This window comes from Chryseobacterium caseinilyticum, from assembly GCF_014837145.1.
Lineage (GTDB): Bacteria > Bacteroidota > Bacteroidia > Flavobacteriales > Weeksellaceae > Chryseobacterium > Chryseobacterium caseinilyticum.
On sequence record NZ_JACYFS010000012.1, the window covers coordinates 19,380 to 44,032 of the forward strand.

The following is a 24,653-nucleotide window of genomic DNA, read 5'->3' on the forward strand; positions in this document are numbered from 1 at the left end:
ACACACAAACAAATAACAACAATGAACACAATATTTAAAAAATGGATGATCTTCATCCTTACAGCGATTTCCGCGGGTCAATTCAATGCTCAGGAAATGCCGGAATTTGCTTCACTCAACGAGGCAAAATTAGAACCTTATAAAATGGAAGTTACATACAACAAAACGACCCATTTATTATTTCCTTCACCCATCCGATACGTTGATTTGGGGAGTGAAAATCTCATTGCCAATAAAGCTGAGGATGTAGGAAATGTGCTCCGAATTAAAGCCGGCGTCAGAGATTTTGATGAAGAAACCAATTTTTCAGTCATTACTCAGGATGGTAAATTCTACAGCTTCGATGTATTTTACAGTTCTTATCCTGACACTTTGAATTATGATCTTCTAAAGTTGCAGAGAAAGCATGAAAAAGGCTATGCGTCAGAAGTACTGTTTGAAGACCTTAAAGGAAATTCTTCTTCACTGACAGAACTGTTGATGAAGACATTATACGAAAATTCAAAGAGCACCATCAAACATTTGGCGTCAAAAACTTTTGGAATTCATTTAGTCTTACAGTCTTTGTATATTCACGAAGGGCAATTTTATTTTGTTGTAAATCTTAAAAACAAGAGTAATCTTCCCTACAAGATCAATTTTGTCAGTTTTAAGATTGTCGATAAGAAAAATCTAAAGAAAACAGTAGTTCAGGATAAAATGCTGACTCCGATTCGTGAATATTTCTTAACTAAAACTATCAATCATCAATCCGATGAAAAGGCGGTTTATCTATTAGATCAGTTTACATTACTGGAAGATCAGATCCTGGAAATTGACGTTTTTGAAGAAGAGGGTGGAAGGCATCAAAAGATACAGGTTGAAAATGCTGATCTGATCAATGCAAAGCTTGTTAAAGATATCCATTTAAGACTTAAATAAGATGAAAAGGTTTATCATCATCATGGTGTTGCTCATCACTAGCCAAACAATTAGCGCGCAACGAATGCTTCCAAAGCAGAAAGGCATTGAGATCAACTCGGGAAAATTATTTACAGGGAATTTAGATCATTATTTTATCAATGGTGGATTGATTGTTCACTCCAAAAAAGGAAATTACATGCTTTATGCATTGGAATATTCAAGAGACGATATCCCATACCAGACTTCTGAAATACCTGTAGAATCAATTACTTCTGAAGCTGCTTATAGCTTCAATTTTATTGCGAACCGAGGGAAAAGTCTGATGGTCAATTTCACTCTAAGTGCTGTCGCAGGGTACGAAATAATCAATCGAGGTGACCACTTATTGTATGACGGTTCACTATTAACAAATGATTCATCACTTATATATGGTGCTGGCGGAAAGCTAAGTATAGAATCCTATCTCTCAGATCGTTTCACAATAATTGTTTCTGGCAGAACAAAAGTACTTTGGAATACTTCCCGTAATCAGATCAGACCTTCAGTTGGTATCGGTTTAAGAATAAATTTATAAATCACCTAATCAATATGAAAAATTATATCAAAATAGCGAAACGCTTTGCAAGTATTTTGTACGTAATTCCCGTTTTAATTTTAACAGAAGCAATCCTTTCATCATGTAACAATGATGAACTAGAAATTCAGCAGAACTTTCCATTTGAAACTTCAGTCATGCCTGTTCCTAAAAATATAGCAAAAAATGAAACAGTGGAAATCAGGGTAAAAATTCATCCATCCGGCAGTTTTAATAAAACCCAATACTATATCAGGTATTTTCAGTTTGACGGGTCCGGAGCACTGAAGTATTATGATGAAGCACCCTTTTTACCTAATGATGTGTATGAGCTCAGTCAGAAAGAGTTTCGCCTGTATTACACGTCGACATCAAAGGTGTCTCAGAATTTTAAAATCTGGATAAAGGATAGTTTTGGAAATGAGAAGGAGGTGGAATTCCAATTTGATAATAAGGATTGAAGAAGAAGAGAGAGATTGGCAATCGTCAATCTCTTCTTTTTTAATACAGAATTAACTTTCTCGAATAAGCTTTTGGACCTTTTATATTGTACTTTATTGTTGTTATCAGATTTTGAGAGCAAAAGGACTAAGTTGCATGAAAAATATTTCAATACGGTAGTGACGTTTGTATCTGAGAAAAAAAAATTAGACCTAGCCCAGGTTTAATGCGACATGATAAAATAAATGAGCGATCATCTGTTTTCTGTACATTAATTCCACATAATGGTATATTATTTAATTCTAAAAATATGCTTGCCGTATTACTCAGTACATAAGACTTTCTGTTTTATGAGTAACGATTATAAAAAGCGTTTTAACGTCTACAAGATGTTTACTAATTGGATGAATGAAAATTTTAAAGATGAGGAAGAGATTTTTTAATTTATTCCTGAATTTTTGGTATACAGTATTGAGTAGATTTTAATGTCCCAAAACATAGATTCTATCTACAGTTGATAGATACATATTACGGGATTTTATATTTTCTCTATGTCGGTATCCATACATGCAAAATCAAAGGCCTCCTATAGGAAGCCTTCGAAACACCAAATCACAAAATATTAATATGAAAAAATTTTATTATAAAGCAGTTGCAGTATAAGTTACCGTCTGCGTATAAGTTCCGGCTGGTTTACCTAAAATATCGGCAGAAGATGATTTCGATGCAGGAATCAGGTAATCCAAATTCAATGTTAATGCACTTCCCAATGGAGCATTTGAAACTAAAGTTTGATCCGTTTCAGATAAAACCACAGCGGTTTTTGTTCCTCCCATTGTTCCCGCAGATGCAGCAGCTTTAATTGTCAATACATTTACAGGGATTGTGTTGGTTCCATTGATGAAATTAGCCCCTCCAGCTTTTACTTTTACGTTAAAGTTTTTCGTTGAAGTAACTTTTAAAGAGTTGGCTTTATTAATCGTTTGATCAGAGTTATAATCGGCTGCAGTTACATAGTTAAAGTCAACAGTGTTACCGATTGCAGTACTTCCGGTATCGATAGAGATTACATCGCTCAGGGTAATGTTTACTGTTGTAGTTGCGGTTGTGTTTTGTGCCTGAAGAGTGTTTATTCCTAATATAATAGCTCCGAAAGTTAAAGCTGACCTTAAGATTTGTTTTGTCATGATCGTATTATTTATTTTTATTCTTTTTCAGTTGTCCTCTTTTGAACAATACAAATCTACGGCAGCTGTAATAGTTTCTTTGTAGTAGAAAATGGAAGTTCATGTAGTAAAATTACTACACGTATCACTTTATAGAAAAGCCCTCAACTCCTCTAAAAGTTGAGGGCTCTTTATAAAAAACATTATTCAATATCGCAAATCAACATAAATTTGCATGGACATACACTATAGAATATAAGCGATCGTTTTGTGAGACCTTGTCAACGCCTATAACATTTTTGACTAACACCCTTGTTTGATTTATGAATTGGTACCGATAAATGGCGACTACATGTTTATTCGGATAGATCTCGACCAAAAGGATGGCGATCTGGCTGTCTTTTATATTACTGGTGAAGGCTTTTTTGTGAAAAGATCGACATGGAAAATAATTGTCTGTGCCACTTAACATAGATTTCACTAAAATTCCTGCTGAACCGGATGAAGTGGGGAAATCAAAAGTGTATAAAAGCGACTTTTAAGAAAATTGAATCATTAGATTCGAAAATGTAATCAACCGCAAAATAGGTATTAATCAAATATTTCAATCGATTTCTGTTTGATAATAATTCACAAGATAATGTTTGATTTTGTCAAATTGTATATATTTGCACCTACTCAAACTTTTAAAATTATGAGATTTTTAGATATTTTTTTTAATGATACCGATTCAAAACTAGAGAATGACGAATCTATTTTAATGCAGGATTCAGCAAATCTGCTTCGTAAAGCAATTTCTGTTGGAGGCAAATTAACATTAACTAATAATCGTCTAATTTTTCAACCACATAAAATAAACTTTGATAGAAGCGGTGAAACTATCGATCTAGAAACTATTAAAGGAGTAAAAAAGGTCAAAACATTTGATATTTTTGACACTGCATTACGTATAACAACGGACGATGAAGAAGAGTTTAAATTCATTCTGAATGCAGACACCAGAGATAAATGGTTTGAAAAGCTAGATTCCTTGATTAATTCATGAGTTTTGCGGAAATAAAAGATGAGATAAAGCTGCAAATCAGACATGATAAAAAGTACAAATATGTTTGGAGTTGGGCCTTAGTTTCAATTATTTGTGTTTTTGCACTCAAATGGTTTAGATACAGACAATTTGAACTCTCACCAACTGTAGATTTTCTGCAAGGAGTCTTACCAAATTTTTTTGCAGCAACGACATTTACCGCGGGATTTTTTATTTACTACAAACTTATTTTTAGAACAGATAACACAACAGATAATAAATTAACGATTTCTTCTGCAATTTCATTTTTCGGGTTGGTTATTTGGGAATTTATTCAGCTGATGATGGGAAGTCCAATTGATATTTATGATATCTTCACGACTTTTTTGGGATGCTTGATTACATTTATTTTTGTGAAATTTCTTTTCTCAAAATAGTAAATAGAATTATAAATAACAACATGAAAAAATTATCAGTAAAACTTCAAGAATCTAAATTTAAAATTTATTCTGAAGAAAATTTATTTGGAGAAATAATTTATGACGAAAATAATCTGGAGGCTTCACTTCTTCTTGGCAATAAAAAGCTAAGAGCAGAGAAAGATTCTAAAAATAATATTGAACTCAAACGAAATAATCTAAGTCTATTTACATTAGATTTTGATTATATATGGGGAGGAGCTGAAATTGTATTCAATGGTGTTGATACAGGATTTGATGTAAAAGGAAAATGGTTTAAACCTGGTACTAGACTTACCGATGAGAATGATAAAGACTTGGTTATTGCTGTAAAAAAAGATGATGGATTAGAAGTGTCTGTTTTGGACGAAAACATTTCAGATGAATTAATAATAACTACTATATTCTATCATATTTATGCGTCAGCTGGTAAAACGAGATCAATTATCCGTGGAGGATTTAAATAACATTTTAAACCAGATAAATGGCTTTCTCATGAAGCCATTTATCTATGTATATAAAATTTACATACTATAATTTAGAATAAAACTTTCAAAATAATGTACAATGCTAATTTAATCGTTTTGTGAGATTATTCTTGAGATACTAATTGTATTTCTTTTGTGAGCAGTGAAAATAATGTCATTAAAGCAAGTATTAATAATATTCTATTTCATAAAAATGTTCGGTAGTAATCGCATTGATTTCTCCTTCGGTACGTACGTAAATTTTATTGCCCCACTGATCGTATTTATAATGCGATCGACTTTCAGCTTTTGTTCCGTTTTTTATATCTCCGCTAAAACGAAAACGATGCATTGTGAGATCACCCATTTCATTATATTCAAAATTCTCTATAGAATATAAATTTTTATTATTGAATTCAACACTCTTTATCTTTTGGTTTTTATCGTTGTAACTGTTAAAAACTGTTCGGTTTTTATAGTTTTCCTTAATTAAATTATCATTTTCAGAATAAGTAAATTCTCTGAATCCCACAATTTCATCAACATTACGTTCTTCAATCCTTACTTTGTTTTTATCATACCTTAAAACCGTTAAGTATGGCGAATTAGGAAACTTAGTATTTTTAAATCGAATTGGCATATTTTGATAATCATATTCAACAGCTGTTTCAGATAATGCTAAAAGCTGATTTCTTACATTGAACTGATATTTACTGTGGTCAACAGTATCGGTTTTTACAACTCTGATTTTTTCTTTCAAACGTTTTTTTTCATCATAATGGTAGTAGATACTAATATATCCCCGCTCATTCGTAAAGTATTTTTTTCCTTCTGGATCAAATAGATCATAAGAAAATAGATTTTTATCCCCGCTGAGTGCATACTTAACATATGTTGAAATTTTTTTTATTTGTTTTACCATTTTTTTAGGCATAAAATCAAAAGGCTTAACCTGAAAGATATACACCCCATAATCAAGATTTAAAGTGGGATTGACAAACTGGAAATTTTCAATTTCAGCATCTTTAATCTGATCAAATTGAAGATCATCGACATTTAAATAAATTCTGTCAAAAGAAGTAGGTGTTTTCTGAGCGCACAACAGAAAATTCAGCAAAATAAAAAATGTAGTGTAGATTTTCTTCATAAAATGGCTTCTCAAAATAATTAAACTATACAATTATTGGTAAGAATTACCTGTTACACATTTTTTTTTTAGTCATTTGTATTATCATGGTTTTTGATTATTTTTTGATATTCTTCGATGGTAATATCCTACATTACCAAATAATCTAATTTTCTGATCAGATTCTAATTGATATTTGTTGTTTACATCTGAAGATAAAACCTTTTTCGATATAGTACTGTAGTATGCAGAATCTTTTATCATAGAAAAACGAGATTCTATCGGAGGGTCTGTTTCCAAATATATAGTGTTAACGGATCTGTTTGCAATAATTATGGAATAACCGGGATCACAGCTTACCAACAGAACCGGCAATAGAATTATTCCTATTTTTTTCATCTAATTTATCATTTTTTGAGATTAATTATTACTTATATTTCTTAATATTATCAAGTTTGAAGTTCATCCTGCAATATTATTGTTTCAACTCAGAAACATTTATGTTATTAAGCAGACCTCTAGTTTAAAACTTTATTTTTTTACTTATTGTTGTAAAGTCATTAAATTTGACCAGAACCACATTTAATGAATTGCCAAGATTCAGCGGTTCGGAATTAAATTCTTTTGTATTTAAATTTTTAAAAGATCTGATCAGTTTTCCAGACAAATCATATAACTCAACGGAACTTAATTTTTTGCCAGTACTTTTTACTGAGATTCCATTGTAATCATTTCGGAAAATTGAGAAAAAGCTTTTATCTAATTCGTTCACAGATAACGATGGAACAATGGTCAACGCATAATCCTCCACCTGCCCGAATACCGGATTGGAACACCCTATGTACGTAAATGAAAGATCCATGTCTCCTATAATCCGCATTCTCAATGGAGCATTTAAAACAGCATTTGGCGGAGGTGTTACATTAATTGTAACTACTGAATTTTGAGTAACATTGGTAAGATTCATTACCACTTCAGAGGCTTCTTCGAAAACCCCATTGTTGTTGTAATCGATGTAAGCTTTTACGATATGAGGATAATTATAACCAACCTGCACAGAAAGCTGAGTCGGTGTGTTGAGAGGAATCTGCGTTATGGAAGTTCCTAAACAGTATCCATTGGTGTAATTGACATAAAACTGTGAATTTCTGGTATTATAAGTCTCGGAATAATTGTTGATTGAGCCGAACTTCACCATAGCAATCCCTGTATGATGATCGCCATTACTCCCTTCAAGACCTGTTGGAACACAGGATGGCGTGAGTACTACCGAATTATTAATAGGAGTAATCTGTGCAACCGGAGAATTAATCAGATTACTTCTGAACTCCAGCAATTGGGCAGTTGCCCGTGTTTTTTGCCCCTGTGTAAAACGATTATCGGTACAGCTGGAATACGCCATAATATTCTGTTCAACCGCGTTATAAAGATTTCCGGTACAATTATTCACCGTTCCTGTTACACACGAACCCGAAAGCAAATCAACCATGGGTTCGGTATCACAAACCATATCACCATCCAGAAGACAGTTATTGTTTGGTGCACAGCTGCTTCCAGAAGAACCTTGCTGTGTATGCCATAAACCTAAAGAATGTCCGATTTCATGAGCCATTGTTGTACTGAATGTATTCACCACGTTTCCCATTACAAAACAGTCGTCAAAAAACGGAATCGTTCCTGCAAAACTCGCATATCCGGCAGCGATAAAAGTTCCCGACGCCAGTATTTTTACGATATAAATATTGTAATATTTTGTGGGATCCCAACGTGCAAGCTGTACAATATTATTTTCCGGAATGCCGTTGTAACCGATGGTACTGTTTACTCCGTACTGCACATATTGAGCATTTGATGATAAATCTACCCGATTAATTCCGTTTGTTGGAGTACAGTTCGGGGAAATTATAGCTGGAACAAGTTTTACGGGAATAACTGCTCCGCCATTGGTGTCATTTAAAATCCCGGTTGCTGTACCGGCGAAGACTTGGTTTGTAAAATTAATCCAGTCTAATATCTGCTGGTCTGACCTGTTGTAAGGAGTTCCTAAAGCACTTCCATCGCTGATGACATGAATGACAACAGGAATTTCGTAGACAGCATTTTTATCATGTGCACCTTTCCTGACATTTGGAAGTTTGGATAAATCAATATCAAACTGATCAAGAATCTGCTTGGCTTGTGGATTTGTAGCAAAATGATCTAACATCCGAATATCGGTGGCACAGATTGGTTCACTGCCAACATATTTGTTTTGTGCCGACGTAGCAGTGCTAATGAGGATTAGTAACAGTGTTAGAGTTTTCAAATTAGTTTTTTTTCAAAAATAAAATTTTTTATTGGAGTTGATGAAAAAAACTATTTCAAAGAAATAAATTTTATAAATGAGTTAAGGTTATCATCCGACAAATAATCGTTTTTTGAGATTTATTAGATATTATAGTGAGCTTAAGTACAATTCAAATTTTAATTGATTTCGTCTTCCTTGCTTTGCATAGCACTATTTAGAATCTGCTCAGCTTCTGCGTAAAATGTGTTAATCGATATTTCAAAACCATTTTGCATGAAAAAAGTCACTTGCCCATCATTATTGTGACTTAAAAAAACAATATTGTATGCGTTGATCAAAACGGGCTTTCCTAAAACTTTTGCTCCTTCAAGAGAATTAGGTCTTTTAATACCTAAAATTACTTTCTGGCTGATATAAATTAAATTGTTACTATTGCATTTTAATCTCATAATACAAATTTACTGTTTTTAACATTCAGATCGAATTGAATAGGTTTATTATCTGATCGAAAAGTATTGTATAAATTTATGAGACTTCTAAATGTTCTATAAGCGCTTTTTGTTTACAGCTTTTTAAATAAACAATCTTTAAATTTTTCGTATCAGGTGCAAAATAATGTTTTGTACTTTTTCTTGCATAATGTTATTTTTCATAATATAAAAATGGTGTTTTGTCGCTCCCAAATATAAATACCTTATTGTCATCTATACCAATAGTACCATTGTCTGAAATCCAATCATAATTCTTATTTAATGAACTTCCATCTTTAAACAACACATTGTATTTATTATTAATTTTATAAATGCCAAAGCCGTTTTTATTAGCAATCTCTCCAATATTCATACACTCAAATTTGCTTTTTAAAATCAACGTTAACTTATCCGATAAATTATAGTATTCCCAATTTGAAATATTTTTTAAACCAATGACATTTGGTCTTTTGCTTGAAAGAAGAATTTTGTTGTAAGTAAATGGTATAATAATTTTACCATTTCCGTTGATAACACCTATTTTCATTTTTTTTTGCTATAATAAAACTATTTCGAATATCATAAATAGAATCAAATACAGGTTTTATTACAGGTTTTGGATTTTGATAATTTTCATCCAATTGGTTCACACCATATTTCTGATTTTCACTTTTAAATATAATTAATCTTTCTCTTTCGTAATCAGGAATCGCACAGCCATTGTTTGGAATTGTATAATCACCTTTATCTAAATCAAAAACCACAAAAGAAGAACAGTTATTTTCCCGACATAATGCTATAAAATTTTCTCTCATTGGTGTGTTCCATAATTGAAATAATTTGTATGTTGGTTTTACAACTATACGACCATTGTTATCAATAATACCGAAATTATCATCTATTTTTATTATGGTAAATTTTCTGCCAACAAAAGGGTAAGCAGCCTGAAAACCAATGTCAGACAATTTTTCATTCGTATTAATATTGACATAATAAAATTTATCAACAATAAATCTTGGCATAATCGAGTCCTTTTTGTACGATAAATTTTTTAAAACTTCTATTTCAAAAGGAAGTTTATCAAACTCAATTTTATTTTGTGAGGATAAAGTTTTATAAAAACAAAATATAATTAGAAATAAAATAATTTTTTTCATCGTTAAATTTATTAAATATATCTTAAAGCTCTTCTAACACAATTGCAAATAGATTTTAGTCTTTAAATTATCAAGTATTTTAGTTAAATTGAATTTTACATATTATCGTTTTTTGAGACTTATAATAGAATATAATTTCCTTAGAATTCAAAATTCCAGCCCCAATCAATCTTTCTATTCATTCCCCATGTTCCTACTTCTAATCCCTTTTCGTAATTAAAAACTAGAAATAAGATTACTATGACAATTATTGTGAAAATATAAAGCTTCTTTTTCTTCATACTTTATTTGATTAATTTGAATAAGTGAAATATTAAGATGTAGGAATATCTAATTCAAATTTTACCCTATCTGTTTCTATTAGCTATTTCAGCTCTTTTTCGGGAAGATATGTTCTGTATTTACTTGCAAATAGCTTTTCATTCTCTGACATTACAGAATATTTTACAACCGTTTCATCTTTTTCGGTACATAAAATAATTCCGATTGTAGGATTGTCATCTACACTTTTTTTAAGATTATTATACATTCTTACATACATATCCGTTTGCCCAATAGCTTCATGGGTCAGCTTATGGGTCTTTAGATCTACCAACACAAAGCATTTTAGATAATAGTTATAGAATACAAGACCTATAAAGAAATCTGAAGTATCAGTAACGATATGCTGCTGCCTTGCAACAAATGCAAATCCTTTCCCTAACTCCATTAAAAACTGTTGAAGATGTGTAATCAAAGCTGATTCTATTTGTGTTTCAGTTTGTGATAGATCTGAAGGAAGTCCTAAAAACTCAAAGATATATGGATCTTTAATATAATTAGAAATTTATTTGTTTTCTGCATCGGAAAATTTTAATAATCGACCTAAATACTGGCTGTCAATGTTTCTTTGAAGTGTCCTGGTATTCCAGTTTCCTTCAATAGAATGTTCTATATACTGTATTCTATGTTCAGTATTGTCGATTCTACTAATAATTCGGTAGTGAGTCCAGCTCAATTCGGTACGCACTGCGTTCCAAATTGGAAATGCGTTGAAAAAAGCTCGCATATTATTAAGATTTCTTTCATTAAATCCCTTTCCAAATTCCAATGATAAATGATTGGCAAGATTCTTAAGGACTGATTTTCCATACTTCGCACGAAGTTTACCATTTTGTTCATCTTCAATAATAAGTTGACCAATTTACCAATACATTTTCAGTAATATGGTATTACTGTTTCTGTAAAACTGATCTTTTGCATCAACAATAATTTTTGCAATAGAACCATAAAGATCTTGATTAAATTCTGGCAATTTTTCTATCATTTACCAAAATTACAAAATTTACTAATGGATTAATAAATTGACTTTAGTGTCGTTTTTACGATTTTGTTTAAAGAAATTATCCATCTTATATAATTGCTAGAAACGTAATCTATAGGAAGTAAATGCCCCCCCCACTCAATTTCCCATTCTCTTTAGAAATACTTTTATCAAATTGTTTTTTGGGATTACTATTTTCTGTATGTAATAAAATTCATCAGTAAAATAAAGATATATAACTATTTAGTAATATTAAATAAATAATTTAATCGTTTGTATTGATTACATGTTAAATTTTATCTTTCACACCAAAAAAAAGTAGCGAATGCAAATACACCCACTCAATTTCTCTTTTTTAAAAGAAATATTCTTAGTGAATGGTAAAGTACATTCTTTATGGCTAATGGATTAGAAATTTCAATGAATGTATTTTACTCTAAATCAAAGAGGATTTTCAACAGTATTAAAGCTGTATTGTCCTGGAAATTGCATCTTAAATTTTGCAATAATCACTTTATTGCCACCATCGATTCTATTTGTGATAATAATGCTAAACAATGTTTTCCTGTAAATCATCACTAAAATTATTCAGCTTAATATTAATAACCGGAACATCATATCTGCTCAAAGCTTCGGCTATCTTTTCGCCTGCCGTATCACAGAAATCCAAACCAGAGTAATCGGGATTTAAACCGCCAATAAATGGAACCGCCATTATAAAAAGATGATGCACAGCCTCATTGTAAACATTCAGAGATTGAAAGGAATCATTGATTCCCAGACCCGAAACTTTCAGATAGTAATTACTATTATGTCCTTCAATTACGTTATCCATACCGTCTTCCAACAATTTTTTCCCTTCAGTATTTTCTTTAAAAGCTAAATATCCTTCACTTGTCACATTTTGATTTTGTAAGCCTACAAAAGGAAGATCAGTAATATTCATTTGCTGTTGTCCTATTGCATCAATAAACATTTTGTAGTATTCATTCTTTTTATGACCAGTTTCAGAACTGTAATGGTAAACTCCACCGAGCTCAGCATGTGGTTCCACTCTGCTGTCTTTATCAACCTGAATCAAATCAAGACGACCTGCATTATGTAAAGCCATAAGTTCTTGATAAGATGATTGTGGAAGTGAAGCAATAATCACAGATATTAAAGGCATTAAACTTGATTTCAAACGCAGCATATCTTCAGCAGAAAAATGTTTTGCAGGATAATTCATAGCATAACTAAACGCTGCAAGTTTCTCTTTCCAGGTTATAGATTTTTTTTTGTCAATTGATTTCTCTGCTTCTTTAAATTCAGCTTTAAAAAGTTCAAAACTGTCGTAACTTTCTCGTAAAGCAAGCATTTTTTCAGAAAACTCTTCTATACTTAAATCCTTTATGAATTTATAAAATTCCGCATCTTTCTTTTTAATGGGAAGTTTAAAATTAATTTCAAAAACATAATCTAAATCTACGAAACCTCCGTTTTTATTTTTGTATTCATAAATTTCATCTAAAGTCATCGTCCAATCTGAAGAGTAGGCATCATCTTCAGAATGAAAACGCAGAGCCGGTAAGAAACCACCCGTTGAAAATAAATTTATTCTAAAATTTTCTGAGTTTTTATTAGGTTTAAATTTTAGAGTTCCATTGTCAGTTTCCATAAACTCTCCGTTTAGCCGAGAAATAGTTTTTACCGCATCAACTGCTGTAAGTGATGTTCCACGGATGGCAACGGGAAAATCAGTAGCTTTTGTGAATTTTGAAGGTGGATAAGGAGAATCAAACCAACCTTCTGTTTTTTCTTCGTGTCTTTTTTGCCAAACATGACCTGTACAAATGATAACTGTATCAGCAAAAAACTCTTTCTGATCAGTCGTAATTTTAAAACCCTCTTTTCCTTTATCAAGTTTTGTGATGTCAGTTACAATTGTATCTGTTTTAGCGATGATTTTAATCCCCGATTTTTTTGCAATTTTAATATATTCTTTAAACTGATCTTCTAAATAATTTCCCAAAAGCAATCTGGGGATTACCTGATAAGGATTAAACTGTTCCGCATCACTAAAATTAGGAAAATCCTTTACAGGGTTTTTCTTCAGATATTCTTTAAAGGAATAAGCCAAATCAGGTAATTCATTGGCAGAAACATTCGCGACGTGCTCTTTTGTCGAACCTAATTTTCCATAAGGCATCCCAACACCGAACCTATCGTTTTTTTCAAAAATATAAACGCTTTCGGGGGAAATTGATTTCTTGAGAATATGTTTTAAAGTTAAAAGGGCAGCAGGACCACCCCCTATGATTGCTATTTTTTTGGTTGATTGGGTATTCATAATTATTAACTTAATCATATCAATCCAAATAATGTTCCGTCAAAATAATCTCATAGTGAAAAAATAATTATTGTTTTATGATTTTAAGTAGTATAAAACATTATAAAAATTTTAAAATAAAAAAACAATACCACAAACCTTTACAATGGAATGGTCATTGTAACGGTTCTAGCAAATCCGCATATTCGGATTATCACCACAAACATCAAAATTTATATTATGGAACAATCAACTTCAGAAAATGTATGGACTTTATCAGGTCAGAAAAACGATAAAAATTCTAATTCTGAAGACATCAAACCTTTAGAAGATCCTAGGGGAAAATATCCAAAACCGCCCTTCGAAAGACAGTTTCAGCCATTTCCAGGTTTAGCACACAAAATGAATCCTGTGCCTGATCATGGGGAAGAAACTTATGTGGGAACCGTAAGATTGAAAGGCAGAAAGGCTTTGATTACAGGTGGAGATTCCGGAATTGGGAGAGCTGCGGCTATAGCTTACGCCAGAGAAGGAGCGGATGTTGTGATCAATTTTCTTCCGGAAGAACAGTCGGATGCTGATCAGGTTCTGGAATTGATTGAAAAAGCAGGACAAAAAGGTTTCGGAATTCCCGGAGATTTGAGAGATGAATCTTTTTGTAAAGAGCTAGTCGAACAGGCAGTTAAAAAGTTAGGAGGACTTGATATTTTAATCAATAATGCGGGACATCAAAAAACCAACGAGTCTATATTGGATATATCAACAGAAGCTTTTGACAGAACCATGAAAACCAATATTTACGCACCGTTTTGGATTATCAAAGCAGCTTTACCCCATCTAAAACCCGGCTCAAGTATTATAGGATTATCATCAGTTCAGGCTTATGATCCTTCAGAGGATTTATATGACTATGCACAAACAAAAGCGGCAACTACGAGTTATGTTAAATCTTTGGCTAAACAGTTAGGCCCGAAAGGCATTCGTGTAAATGGAGTTGCACCCGGTCCGGTTTGGACGGCATTAGAGATTAGCGGCGGACAGACTCAGGAAAACATTGAGGTTTTCGGTGAAGATACAGCATTTGGAAGACCGGGACAGCCCGCTGAACTTGCTTCAATTTTTGTACAGCTTGCCGATAATACAGGAAGTTTTGCTACAGGTCAGATCTATGGTTCTGCTGGTGGAAGCGGGCAACCTTAAGACTTAAATAAAAAATAAAATATACCACACATTACCCGATTCATCATCTTTGAACCTCTAATGGTATGGTGGTTGTAATAAATAAGACTCATCACAAAAAATATTATTATTAACAACGAAAAACAGTATCAGTACTGAACGATTTGCTAAACATTACCAACGACAGAATTCAAGAATTCTCTAAAGTAGAAGACAAAGTTTGGGATACCTACACTCCATTAAAAGGAGATTACGACCAAATGGTAAGTCAATCCCAAACTATGAAATCTGAACTGAACAATCTCATTACCGAAAGAGGCTGGCAGCCTAATAACACAGGAAGCACAGCAGGTGCCATTCACAGAGCGTGGATTGACGTAAAAAATTCTTTTTCAGGAGATAAGGCGGAAGCTACCTTAGAAAATGTAGTGTATGGTGAAGAGGCTGCGATCAATGCTTATCAGGATGCGTTAGACAGCGGCGATCTTTGTCCGGAAAGCTCAAGAGTGGTAAGCGATCAGCTGCATCATGAAGTCATCATACAATAAATTCAGTAACTTAAACGAAATGAAAAATTAAATCTTAATAAAAATTATTCATTAATCTTTTATTTCGAAATATTGATTAGATCAATAATGTTAAAATTTTCAATCCTAGAAATCAATTTTTTAGGATTGTTTCTTTTAGTTAAACAATTTCAGCAAATAAATGTGGAAATAACGGATCAGTCTCAAAACTTGCGGATTAAGCAAAAAGTTTTGATAATCTGAATAGGAAGAATGTTTTGTCGCGAACGCCCCGAAGCTGTAATCTGAAGTTTTTTATTTTCGCATTGAATGATTCTGCTGATGCATTTGTACTTCTTCGTTCAAAATAATTGAGAATATCGTTGTAATGATTCACAATTTTTTTCGAGAGCACAGAAAACGATTTGAAGCCCGATTCTTCCACCTCCTTGAACCAATGCGCCAATTTGAGCATGGCTACCGGTTTTGGGATTTTTTGATTGTAAATTTTCCTCAATCCATCTGCTAAATGATAAGCTTTTTCTAAATCTGGATAGTGAGAAAATAAGATTTCGGCTCTCTGTTTTTGGTTTGAAGTCCATTTTTCCCGGCATTTATAAAGCAAATATCGACTTCTTGCTAAAAGTTGTTTTCTTGTGTCGCCGTTTTCTTAAAGTATACTTATCTGCCTGTCTGAAAAAGAGAAAAATATTTTGTCCGCCTATTACATTAGCGGATTTCAGGTAGAATAATTTGTTCGAATCATTTAAAATTTTCATTTTGTTTTCGTTTCAATAGTAGCTCGGTTTTTATAGATCCTTTACAAAATATACCAAACATTCAGTAAATATATATACAGGGATTTATATTTTTTTATCGCTTTTTGAGATTTGTTATTCTAAAATGTAAGCTTTGTAAAATGTTTATAGGCATTAAACCAGACAAGTTTAATTTTTAAACATAGAACTGATCTATTTTTTAATAAAACCACAAAATTGAAAATTTTGTATAGTATTAAATGGAGTAGTATGATTCTCTGTAAAACATTTTAAGGCTTCAAAATTTTCGGAGAATATCTCTTTCATTAAAGTTTCAGAATATTGCCTTATATCTAAGCCACTACATTTTAGAGGTCCATTCTGTGAAAAAGTCCCTAATAAAAAATTACCATTTTTTACGAGAGATTTATTTAACAATTGAATGTATTTGGAAATACTTCCTTTGTCAGTTAAGAAATGAAAAACAGCTCTATCATACCAAAAGTCAAATTGTCTTTCTGTCCGAAATTCAATAATATCTGAAACTATCCAATTTACTTTTTGAGCATTTTCACCTAACCTATTTTTTGATCTTTCTAACGCTGCTTCCGAAATATCTAAAACTGAAATATTAGTATATCCTTTTTCCAAAAGTGCATCCACAAAATTACTATCTCCACCTCCTACATCAATTATATTGGCTGTTTTTGCTAAATCTAATGTTTTTAAATAATCCATAACCGTTTTAGGATAATCTTGTGTCCAACTAACTTCATTTGGCTGTTTGGTGGAAAAAACGTTTTCCCAATGTAATTTATTTTTATTCATAAATATCGTTTTTGAGATTATCAAGTAGATTGATAGACCTATCTAATTTATTGTTCCATTATTCCTATACTTTAAACATATTTTATACACTATAGACATAACTAATGAGTTTGTAATCAAGTTTTACAATGAAAAAGTATTGTACATAAAACCTGAATTTATGTACAAAGACTTATACCTATGTACACATTTTCAATTTTTATGTACAAATGTTCGAACATTTGTACATAATATATATTTTCATGCACAATGATAAAATTTAGTTTTGTCCTGTATTATAATCATGATTTTCAATTAGGCTCATCAATCCTTCATTCACGTAAAAGTTAGTATTTCCAATTTTTATTTTCTCAAGAATTTTAGTTTCATCTTCAGCTCATGCATTTAGGTATTTAGCTGCAGTACGTCTTTCTATATTAAGTTCTTCCTGAAGAAATTCAATTTTTGTGTAAGGATGCCTGAATAAATTATTAAGAAGATCTTGGCTGTAAAATTTATAGTTATTTCGGATATGATTTTTATAGCTCTGCATCACCGTTTTAATACTGCCAATTAAGGAAATACTTTGTCTTGATATAATCTCTATTCCGTCTAATATAAATAATATCCATTCTTCCCAAGCATTATCATCTCTTACTTTTTGCAGTAAACGATAGTATGAATCTTTGTTTTGAATAATATAACGGCTTAAATATAAAACAGGATAATCCAAAAGCTCCTTAATAACAAGATAAAGAATATTAATAATTCTTCCAGTTCTTCCATTTCCGTCATAAAATGGATGAATGCTTTCAAATTGATGATGTATAACTGCCATTTTTATTAGGGGATGAATATCTTCAAGTTCATCATCATTAATATAATTAATGAGGTTTTTCATTAATTCGACAATTTCATCTCCGTGCTGGGGTGGTGTATAAATGATCTCTTTAGTTCTGTCGTTTTTCAGGTCAGTACCAGGAACTTTACGATAACCTGCGTCATTCTGTTCCAATACTTTATGAATTTCCAAAAGAGCTCCGTTGGTAAGAATACTATTTTTTGAAACCAAATCAAAGCCGGTTTTTAGGGCCAGGGCATAATTCTGAACTTCTTTAGTTGCAGCAGATTTTATATATTCGGCATTGAGCTCGGCTCTAAAGAGTTCATCATGAGTAGTGATAATATTTTCCACAGCAGAACTGTCTTTGGCTTCCTGTAATGCTAATGTGTTGAGTAAGATTGATACGTTAGGTAAAGATGCAGCAACTCCTTTCAGTTCTGCCAATGCAGCTTGAGCTGAAGCTACTTTTTTGAGTACCTTTTTGGTTTCTAAATCTGTAGAAAGTGGTAACTGAGGAACTATGTAAGTCATAATTTTATAAAAATAAGCATTTTTTTTTACTGGCTTAATTTTTCCTGTTTTTGTTATTCAAGAGCGTTTAGTGATTCAACAAACAGCTGTTCAACAGAATGCTATTTTATTTTTATATTCGCACTAATATGACTAATAATTTTGATTTTTTCTGCATTTTCTATCAACTATTAGAGATTATTTTAATAATTTTTTTTGTAATTTTCATCGTAACTGTATGGTTAGAAAAGTTTCACCTACAATACGCGGATCTTTATCTTCGAAAAAACAGTGTAAAATCCTTCGTCAATAATACTGACATAAACTTATCGTTTTTTGAGATTTATAATATCTACTTTTTATAAAAAATGTCTATTTATACTTTATAGCTTTATTTAAGTCTACAGGATTATTATATTTACTGATGATCCCTTGCATTGCTTTAACCTGGGCATTAAGTTATTCAACATTTTTCACTCGATTACCACCTATGTTCATGTTAAGATCCTGCCTATTAGCAAGATTAGTTCTCTCAAAAAAAAGGGGTCATTGTAAAAATCCATAAGTAATTTCAAATACAACCAAAAAACCTATCCTCCTGACTTTTTAGATTAATGAAAATTAAGGAACTATTAATTTGGTGTCACCTCATTACAGTTATTTTTGTGGCAAACTAAATTTAATATTCTATGAAAATAGAGTATTTTTAATGTATTTTGAACAGAAAAATTAAAATTCCTTATTTTGAATCAAGATAATTTTTAAGGTCAGAAATGCTTTTTATTTTCAGTTCATCTGCCTGTTTTTTACGCATCATCAAGGCATAGGAATTATTAAATCCAAGCGGCTTCAGCCATCGAATTCCGTACTGTTTCTGAAATTCTGAATTGACATAATCGTATGTATCTTCTGCACTTTTGGTAACGGCAGAAAGTGTTTTTTCATCAGTTTTCAGTAAGACCAAAAGTCCGGTTCCTGTATATTCTGGATAAAAATCAATGGCGTCATTCATCAGAGCATCAAAGCAGATTTTCGTTCCGCCCAATCCTGTTTTTGTTTCCACTTTGTAGCTCGTGTAGCCTTCGATCAGCATTCTGTAAATCTCTGTAAGGATATACTGTTCGCCAAAAATCTTGGAGCCAATTCTTACCGTTCCCTTATTTCCCTTTTGTGGATCTTTGAACAAATTATTTTTAACTAAAAAATCCCTTGCAATTTTTTCCGGTGTCTGGTTGAGATGATCTGAGCGGTAATTTAAATCTGTCATGACTGAATCATTAAATTTTCCGGCAAGTAAATCCAGTGTTTTTTCAAGATCAGGGAATTTGCTTAAAGTCTCTTTTTTAATAACAGGCGCAGCAAAATAGGGAGGAAATATCTTCCTGTCATCTTCCAAAACAACCAAATCAAAAGCCTTGACTCTTCCATCAGTTGAATAGCCGCTGATTAAATTGAGCTTACCTTCATAAACCGCTTTGTACATCACCGCATCATTCACAACTTTTGGACTTACATTCAGACCATAAACAGAACGTAAACCGAGATCACCATCCTGTCTTCCCATAAACTCGGGTGTAAAACCAGCTTTCAGCGCAGTATCAGTTTTAGTACTAAACCAGTAAACGGCACCAATAATCATCAACATCAGAGGAAAAATATACCAGAATTTTCGAAGATCCTGATATTTTATTTTTTGAAAAACAGCAATTGTTTTGTCCAGCAAAACAGCTAATAGTGCTGCCGGAATTGCGCCGGCAAGAATCATGTTGGTATTGTTTAAGGAAATTCCTCCAAAAATAAATTCACCCAAACCGCCTGCTGCAACAAATGACGCTAAAGTTGCAACGCCGACGTTGATAACTGCTGCAGTTCTGATTCCGGCAATGATGACAGGCATAGCCAGAGGCAATTCTACTTTTAAAAGCAGTTGTTTCCGGTTCATTCCCATTGCTTTTGCTGCTTCAATGACTGCCGGATTCACACCCGTAATTCCAGTGTAAGTATTTCTGATAATCGGTAAAAGTGCGTAAATCAACAGTGCAACAATGGCCGGAGTGGCACCAATTCCAAATGCCGGAATCATAAATCCCAACAGCGCAATACTCGGAATGGTCTGCAGAATTCCTGCAACGCCTAAAACTGAACCTGATAATTTTCTTTTTCGGGCGATGAGAATTCCCAGCGGCAAACCGACAATAACTGCCAAAAGCAGCGACAAAAAGGTAAGTCCCAAATGCTGTGTGATTTGGGTGAGTAATTTTTCGTGCTGTTCGGAAACAAACTGCCAAAGACTTTGCTGCTTCATACGATCTGCAGTTTTCGGTAATCGGTGAATGCCTTCGTGATTTTTTCGTAGGCAGAACTATTTTGTCTGTCGGAACTTAAATTCTGCAAAATATTCCAGATATTTGAATCTTCAGAAAAATCCATACTACAATCTGAAAGTGCAGGAAATAAATCTTTTAAAACCGTGACTTTATACTCCAGCAACAGTCGGTTTGCCGCGAAAAAGTCTTTTACGAAATCATTTTTTGGGTGATAAAGCATTTCTTTTGGCGTTCCGGTTTGAACGATTTTACCCTTATCCATCAGACAGATCCTGTGACCGAGTTCAAAAGCCTCCTGAACATCGTGGGTGACAAGAATTATTGTTTTATTTTTCAGTTCTTCCAAAGATTTAAATTCAGAGTGAATATCGGCTTTCGTAATATTATCCAGAGCTCCGAAAGGTTCATCCATAAGTAAAATCGGAGAATCTGCTATTAATGCTCTGGCAATTCCTACCCGCTGCTGCTGGCCGCCACTTAGTTCATGAGGAAAGCGGGAAAGAATATCGGGTGAAAGATTTAATTTAGCTAAAAGTTCGTGAGTCCGGCTTTCGGTTTTCTTTTTATCCCATTTCAAAAGATTTGGAACGGTTGCAATATTTTCTTTAACGGTATAGTGAGGAAATAATCCAGAATTCTGCATCACAAATCCAATTCCCATCCTCAGATCTTCTGCTTTTTGGTCACGGATATTTTTTCCGTTAATCAAAATATTTCCGGAATCGGCTTCTATCAGGCGGTTAATCATTTTCAGGGTCGTTGTTTTTCCACACCCGCTGGTTCCTAAAAGCACCAGAATTTCCTTATCATTTGCTTGAAAGGAAATATGATCAACTGCTGGCTTTCCGCCAAAATATTTAGAAACTGATTCAACTTTTATCATAGAATATTATTTAGTCTGAAAGATTTTACCCTAAAAATACATATTAATATTATAAAATATTTTTTCAATCTAGTAATCTACTCGTTTATTTCTTTTTAGTTTGAAATATTTTAGATTTTTTTAAAATTTTCTCATCATAATATCTGAAAATTTTATAGATTTGTGATATCTACAAAACGTTATAAAATTACATAAATTTTAAGGGACGAATTAGGGATTAAAAATCATTCAAGTAGCTGAAAACCTTATTAATAGGTGATCGATTGAAATGCTCACAGTCCCGTCCGGATCGCAAAACCTGTTTCATCTTGAGACAGGTTTTTTTTTATGGAGTACAGGTTCGATCCCGGTCGTGGGTACAAAGGATCATTCTCAAAATTTGGGGACTAAGCAAAAGTTTTGACAATCTAAAGAGGAAGAATGTTCTGTCGCGAACGCCCCGAAGCTGTAATCTGAAGTTTTTAATTTTTGCATTGAATGATCCTGCTGAAGCATTTGTACTTCTTCGTTCAAAATAATTGAGAATATTACCTTCAATTTTTAAATGAGAGATTCCAATTATTTTGTATCCATCAGAAATACCACTAATTAAATCGATTTTATCTTATTTCTTTAAATGTAAAACTCCGCTGTTACCAGCATAATTAGAGGATTAAGCATTGGATTATATAAATATGTTTTCTTTAAACGTTAAATTGTAGATGTATTACTGAGCTCCGTGATGATCTCATAGTTTTTGTCTGAACGTTCATCATGCAGTTTCCACAAAAAAAATATCAAGATAAACACTGATAGTTTACTTATTTTTTTAGTACGATCTAAAGAATTTGTTTTTTTAATATTTAATTTTAGACTGCGAAATTTGAGATTCAGAATATTTTGCTAAAAGGTGCGATCTAAAAATTTTTATTGATCTTTAATTAGTCATATTCCGGAAATTGCTTTTTCCACCTTGCAATGCTGTTCCTTGTGATCTTAAAATGTTTTGACAGTTGATTATTACTAAGCTTATGATCAACCTGATACTGTAAATAAATCTTCACAGTCTTTTCATCGTATGCCCTGTGATACTGGTTGAAAATTTCTACATCCTTTTTGGAAGCTTCAGATAATATATTGTGGATAGAAATGACATCCAGTACACCAAAATTCTTTTTTTTTAAAATATGAATGCACTCGTTCATCCTCTCCGGATATTTTTCTCCAATAAGATCAGAGTATATTTTTTTATAATCAGGAATCATTTTTTCTTAGTTTTCTTTTTTGTATTTCGTCATCCATCTAAAAAGAGTTGATTTTGGAATTCTGTATTCTTCAACTATTTCAGGCATTGATTTACGTTCAGTCTGAATCAGCTCAACTACATAGTCAATGATTTCTTTGGTATATATATTTTTTTTAAACTGTGGTAAAGCTGACGATTTATCACTTTTGCTGGATGGAGAATACAAAAGCAAATGCTGGGAGTAGATTCTGAAAAAATCATATTTAAGATATTTACTCAGTTTCAGCATAAGCTCAGCGTGGATATTAATGGAAGAATAAATTTTTTCAACCTCATCTTCTGACGTATTTAATATTTTTGAGAGCCGTTCAGAATCCAAATTAAGTTCATCAACTCTTTTTTTAATAAAAGTACCTATGTGGATTGTTTTAAAGTTTGATATCATTGTCGTTATTATGGGTAGTGACTCAAAATTATCAGAGATATTTTTTTTTAATCTGTCGTATAGATACCAATTTCGAGCCATTAGTTACTTTCACATACTAATGATATTTTGTCTGTTTTTTTTGTCATTAAAATTTTGTCAGTAGATTAAGGAATCTCAAAATTAAATTCTATTGATACTGCAACGCCTTACACGGGTTAGTTTTTTAAAAAGAAGAATTTCTATTCATAGTTAAGTCAAATATTACTCTAATATACCTTACTGAGAAATTTCGCTTTTTCCTGTTTTATAGCGAATATTTTTCCTGTAATTTTTCTCTCCTGATATATAATTCTTAAATGCAAAATATTTGCTTAATTATAATGACTTTTTTAAATAATTTTATAATTTATGTTAATGTGCTATATATTGGATAATAGTATTTGTTTATATTTATAAAATATAAATAAATAATTTTGCTTTTTTTAAGCGATTATGTATCAAATTATTAAATGAAAATTTCGAATAAAAAATCTGTAAAAAAAATTGCGTGGATTACTCTTTTACTTATTATTGCGTCTGTCTTTATACTCATTTTATCAACGTTCACAACAATCATTCTTTATCACAAAACGGTATCTTTTGTAATTATTCCTTGTCTCGTTATTTTGTTCTTGCGAATCAGGTTTACTGAAATAGATGTTTCAGGTGGATGTTTCACTATAAGAAAAATCCATCCTTTCGCGAAAAAAGGATATGTGTCTCCAAGGTTTGAATTTCCTGCATGTGCTATTCGTCAAATGGAAATCAGCAATGGTTTTGTGAGTCGACGAGTAAAAATTCTTATGGTCTCCCGAACAGTTAGCAAGAGATGTCAATTGAATTTATTGTTCTTTAATAGGAAACAGTTAGCGCGAATTGAAATGTTGTTACAAAAAAACACTTAATTATGTAAAGAAAGAACGTTTTGTAATTACTACCAAGTTTTAAAATATGGTCTGAAAGTTTTATAACTGTTGAATATTGAATTGTTGCTGCAGGTTTTCTACAGAAAATATATTTAATTGTAAGGGGGAAATCTTTTCGGGTGTCTGTAAAGCCGAATTGTCCGAACCTTCCACAAAACGTTTCAAGCTTTATCAACATTTTCCTAATGTTTAAATTGATTTGATTTCAGTTTTCCTGATGCTTGGCTGAGAGGTTATTTCCAAATAAAAATCAGAATCCTCAAAACATACAAATACAGTTTATTGAAATTTTGACTCTTGTCAAACTCAAAATTAAAATTATCTTGTGACACGTGTTCACAGCTAATTTGTCAAGAGGCAGATCGGGTTAAAGAATAGAAAAGGTAGCAATTTCCTGCACCTGCAATTTACAGAATCAATAGATTTTTAATATCGGCTTTGGGTAGAAAAGGTCTCGGCCGTACAAGCAGCAAGTAGAGATTATGTGCTAAAAATATTGATGTATTTAAATCTCAATATATCAGTAATTATTTAAATT

Annotated in this window: 25 protein-coding genes and 1 pseudogene; 8 read left to right on the forward strand and 18 right to left on the reverse strand. The window is 32.1% G+C overall.

Features of this window, described 5'->3' with window-relative positions; all coding sequences use genetic code 11:
- Positions 1 to 21 precede the first annotated feature (21 nt).
- From traN to IC610_RS19440, 3 genes are read left to right on the forward strand one after another with little or no spacing between them, the layout of a single operon-like run.
- A complete protein-coding gene (gene traN, locus IC610_RS19430) occupies positions 22 to 921 on the forward strand; it encodes a conjugative transposon protein TraN (RefSeq protein ID WP_228462973.1) in 900 nt (299 codons plus the stop codon).
- A gap of 1 nt (position 922) precedes the next feature.
- Positions 923 to 1,477: a conjugal transfer protein TraO gene (locus IC610_RS19435; protein ID WP_191738463.1), complete on the forward strand. Its 555-nt coding sequence runs from the start codon at positions 923 to 925 to the stop codon at positions 1,475 to 1,477.
- Positions 1,478 to 1,491: 14 nt separating this feature from the next.
- A complete protein-coding gene (locus IC610_RS19440) occupies positions 1,492 to 1,938 on the forward strand; it encodes a DUF3872 domain-containing protein (protein ID WP_191738465.1) in 447 nt (148 codons plus the stop codon).
- Positions 1,939 to 2,559: 621 nt separating this feature from the next.
- Here the strand turns inward: IC610_RS19440 and IC610_RS19445 are convergent.
- Positions 2,560 to 3,105: a peptidoglycan-binding protein LysM gene (locus tag IC610_RS19445; protein ID WP_191738467.1), complete on the reverse strand. Its 546-nt coding sequence runs from the start codon at positions 3,103 to 3,105 to the stop codon at positions 2,560 to 2,562.
- Between the two features lie 673 nt (positions 3,106 to 3,778).
- Here IC610_RS19445 and IC610_RS19450 point away from each other — a divergent pair.
- From IC610_RS19450 to IC610_RS19460, 3 genes are read left to right on the forward strand one after another with little or no spacing between them, the layout of a single operon-like run.
- Positions 3,779 to 4,129 carry a GRAM domain-containing protein gene (locus IC610_RS19450; RefSeq protein ID WP_191738469.1) on the forward strand — a complete coding sequence of 117 codons (351 nt, stop codon included), beginning with the start codon at positions 3,779 to 3,781 and terminating at the stop codon, positions 4,127 to 4,129.
- Positions 4,126 to 4,545 (forward strand): hypothetical protein, encoded by a 420-nt coding sequence (locus IC610_RS19455; protein WP_191738471.1) that lies wholly within the window; start codon positions 4,126 to 4,128, stop codon positions 4,543 to 4,545. Before IC610_RS19450 ends, IC610_RS19455 begins: the two co-directional genes overlap by 4 nt.
- A 23-nt stretch (positions 4,546 to 4,568) precedes the next feature.
- Positions 4,569 to 5,033: a hypothetical protein gene (locus tag IC610_RS19460; RefSeq protein WP_191738473.1), complete on the forward strand. Its 465-nt coding sequence runs from the start codon at positions 4,569 to 4,571 to the stop codon at positions 5,031 to 5,033.
- Positions 5,034 to 5,223: 190 nt separating this feature from the next.
- Here IC610_RS19460 and IC610_RS19465 read toward each other — a convergent pair whose 3' ends face one another.
- The 9 genes from IC610_RS19465 to IC610_RS19500 all read right to left on the reverse strand — a co-directional run bounded on the left by IC610_RS19465 (position 5,224) and on the right by IC610_RS19500 (position 13,705).
- Entirely contained in the window at positions 5,224 to 6,180 is a 957-nt protein-coding gene (locus IC610_RS19465) for a hypothetical protein (RefSeq protein ID WP_191738475.1), read from the reverse strand.
- Between the two features lie 84 nt (positions 6,181 to 6,264).
- Complete coding sequence (locus IC610_RS19470; RefSeq protein WP_191738477.1) at positions 6,265 to 6,558, reverse strand: hypothetical protein; 294 nt, start codon at positions 6,556 to 6,558, stop codon at positions 6,265 to 6,267.
- 124 nt (positions 6,559 to 6,682) lie between these two features.
- Positions 6,683 to 8,464 carry a M43 family zinc metalloprotease gene (locus IC610_RS19475; protein ID WP_191738479.1) on the reverse strand — a complete coding sequence of 594 codons (1,782 nt, stop codon included), beginning with the start codon at positions 8,462 to 8,464 and terminating at the stop codon, positions 6,683 to 6,685.
- 158 nt (positions 8,465 to 8,622) lie between these two features.
- On the reverse strand, positions 8,623 to 8,895 hold the full coding sequence (locus tag IC610_RS19480; RefSeq protein WP_191738481.1) for a hypothetical protein: 273 nt from the start codon (positions 8,893 to 8,895) through the stop codon (positions 8,623 to 8,625).
- Between the two features lie 193 nt (positions 8,896 to 9,088).
- Complete coding sequence (locus tag IC610_RS19485) at positions 9,089 to 9,463, reverse strand: hypothetical protein (RefSeq protein ID WP_191738483.1); 375 nt, start codon at positions 9,461 to 9,463, stop codon at positions 9,089 to 9,091.
- Positions 9,432 to 10,073 carry a WG repeat-containing protein gene (locus IC610_RS19490; protein WP_191738485.1) on the reverse strand — a complete coding sequence of 214 codons (642 nt, stop codon included), beginning with the start codon at positions 10,071 to 10,073 and terminating at the stop codon, positions 9,432 to 9,434. The genes IC610_RS19485 and IC610_RS19490 overlap by 32 nt, the downstream gene beginning before the upstream one ends.
- Before the next feature lie 364 nt (positions 10,074 to 10,437).
- Positions 10,438 to 10,899 (reverse strand): PDDEXK nuclease domain-containing protein, encoded by a 462-nt coding sequence (locus IC610_RS20080; protein ID WP_317173465.1) that lies wholly within the window; start codon positions 10,897 to 10,899, stop codon positions 10,438 to 10,440.
- Entirely contained in the window at positions 10,900 to 11,256 is a 357-nt protein-coding gene (locus IC610_RS20085) for a DUF1016 N-terminal domain-containing protein (protein ID WP_317173466.1), read from the reverse strand.
- A 670-nt stretch (positions 11,257 to 11,926) separates the two neighbouring features.
- Positions 11,927 to 13,705: an FAD/NAD(P)-binding protein gene (locus IC610_RS19500; RefSeq protein WP_191738487.1), complete on the reverse strand. Its 1,779-nt coding sequence runs from the start codon at positions 13,703 to 13,705 to the stop codon at positions 11,927 to 11,929.
- Between the two features lie 219 nt (positions 13,706 to 13,924).
- Between IC610_RS19500 and IC610_RS19505 the strand changes: the two genes are divergently transcribed.
- Together IC610_RS19505 and IC610_RS19510 are read left to right on the forward strand one after the other, a co-directional pair.
- Positions 13,925 to 14,884, forward strand: a complete 960-nt coding sequence (locus IC610_RS19505; RefSeq protein WP_194698945.1) for an SDR family oxidoreductase — start codon at positions 13,925 to 13,927, stop codon at positions 14,882 to 14,884.
- A 143-nt stretch (positions 14,885 to 15,027) separates the two neighbouring features.
- Positions 15,028 to 15,411, forward strand: coding sequence for a PA2169 family four-helix-bundle protein (locus tag IC610_RS19510; RefSeq protein ID WP_262891695.1), 384 nt, complete (start codon positions 15,028 to 15,030; stop codon positions 15,409 to 15,411).
- A gap of 196 nt (positions 15,412 to 15,607) precedes the next feature.
- Here IC610_RS19510 and IC610_RS19515 read toward each other — a convergent pair.
- The 8 genes and pseudogenes from IC610_RS19515 to IC610_RS19550 form a co-directional block, all read right to left on the reverse strand.
- A pseudogene (locus tag IC610_RS19515) lies at positions 15,608 to 16,015 on the reverse strand (ISL3 family transposase); the annotation flags it as partial.
- Positions 16,016 to 16,340: 325 nt separating this feature from the next.
- On the reverse strand, positions 16,341 to 16,955 hold the full coding sequence (locus IC610_RS19520; RefSeq protein ID WP_191738491.1) for a class I SAM-dependent methyltransferase: 615 nt from the start codon (positions 16,953 to 16,955) through the stop codon (positions 16,341 to 16,343).
- 376 nt (positions 16,956 to 17,331) lie between these two features.
- On the reverse strand, positions 17,332 to 18,309 hold the full coding sequence (locus tag IC610_RS19525; RefSeq protein WP_317173464.1) for a Fic family protein: 978 nt from the start codon (positions 18,307 to 18,309) through the stop codon (positions 17,332 to 17,334).
- Between the two features lie 718 nt (positions 18,310 to 19,027).
- Positions 19,028 to 20,593 carry an ABC transporter permease/substrate-binding protein gene (locus tag IC610_RS19530; protein ID WP_191738493.1) on the reverse strand — a complete coding sequence of 522 codons (1,566 nt, stop codon included), beginning with the start codon at positions 20,591 to 20,593 and terminating at the stop codon, positions 19,028 to 19,030.
- Positions 20,590 to 21,498, reverse strand: a complete 909-nt coding sequence (locus IC610_RS19535; RefSeq protein WP_191738495.1) for an ABC transporter ATP-binding protein — start codon at positions 21,496 to 21,498, stop codon at positions 20,590 to 20,592. The genes IC610_RS19530 and IC610_RS19535 overlap by 4 nt, the downstream gene beginning before the upstream one ends.
- Positions 21,499 to 21,823: 325 nt before the next feature.
- The gene (locus tag IC610_RS20255) at positions 21,824 to 22,096 is read right to left on the reverse strand and encodes a transposase (protein ID WP_449506095.1); all 273 of its coding nucleotides are present in this window, start codon (positions 22,094 to 22,096) and stop codon (positions 21,824 to 21,826) included.
- Positions 22,097 to 22,418: 322 nt separating this feature from the next.
- Positions 22,419 to 22,742 (reverse strand): helix-turn-helix domain-containing protein, encoded by a 324-nt coding sequence (locus tag IC610_RS19545; protein ID WP_191738497.1) that lies wholly within the window; start codon positions 22,740 to 22,742, stop codon positions 22,419 to 22,421.
- Positions 22,743 to 22,748: 6 nt separating this feature from the next.
- Complete coding sequence (locus tag IC610_RS19550) at positions 22,749 to 23,168, reverse strand: transposase (protein ID WP_191738499.1); 420 nt, start codon at positions 23,166 to 23,168, stop codon at positions 22,749 to 22,751.
- Positions 23,169 to 24,653 lie beyond the last annotated feature (1,485 nt).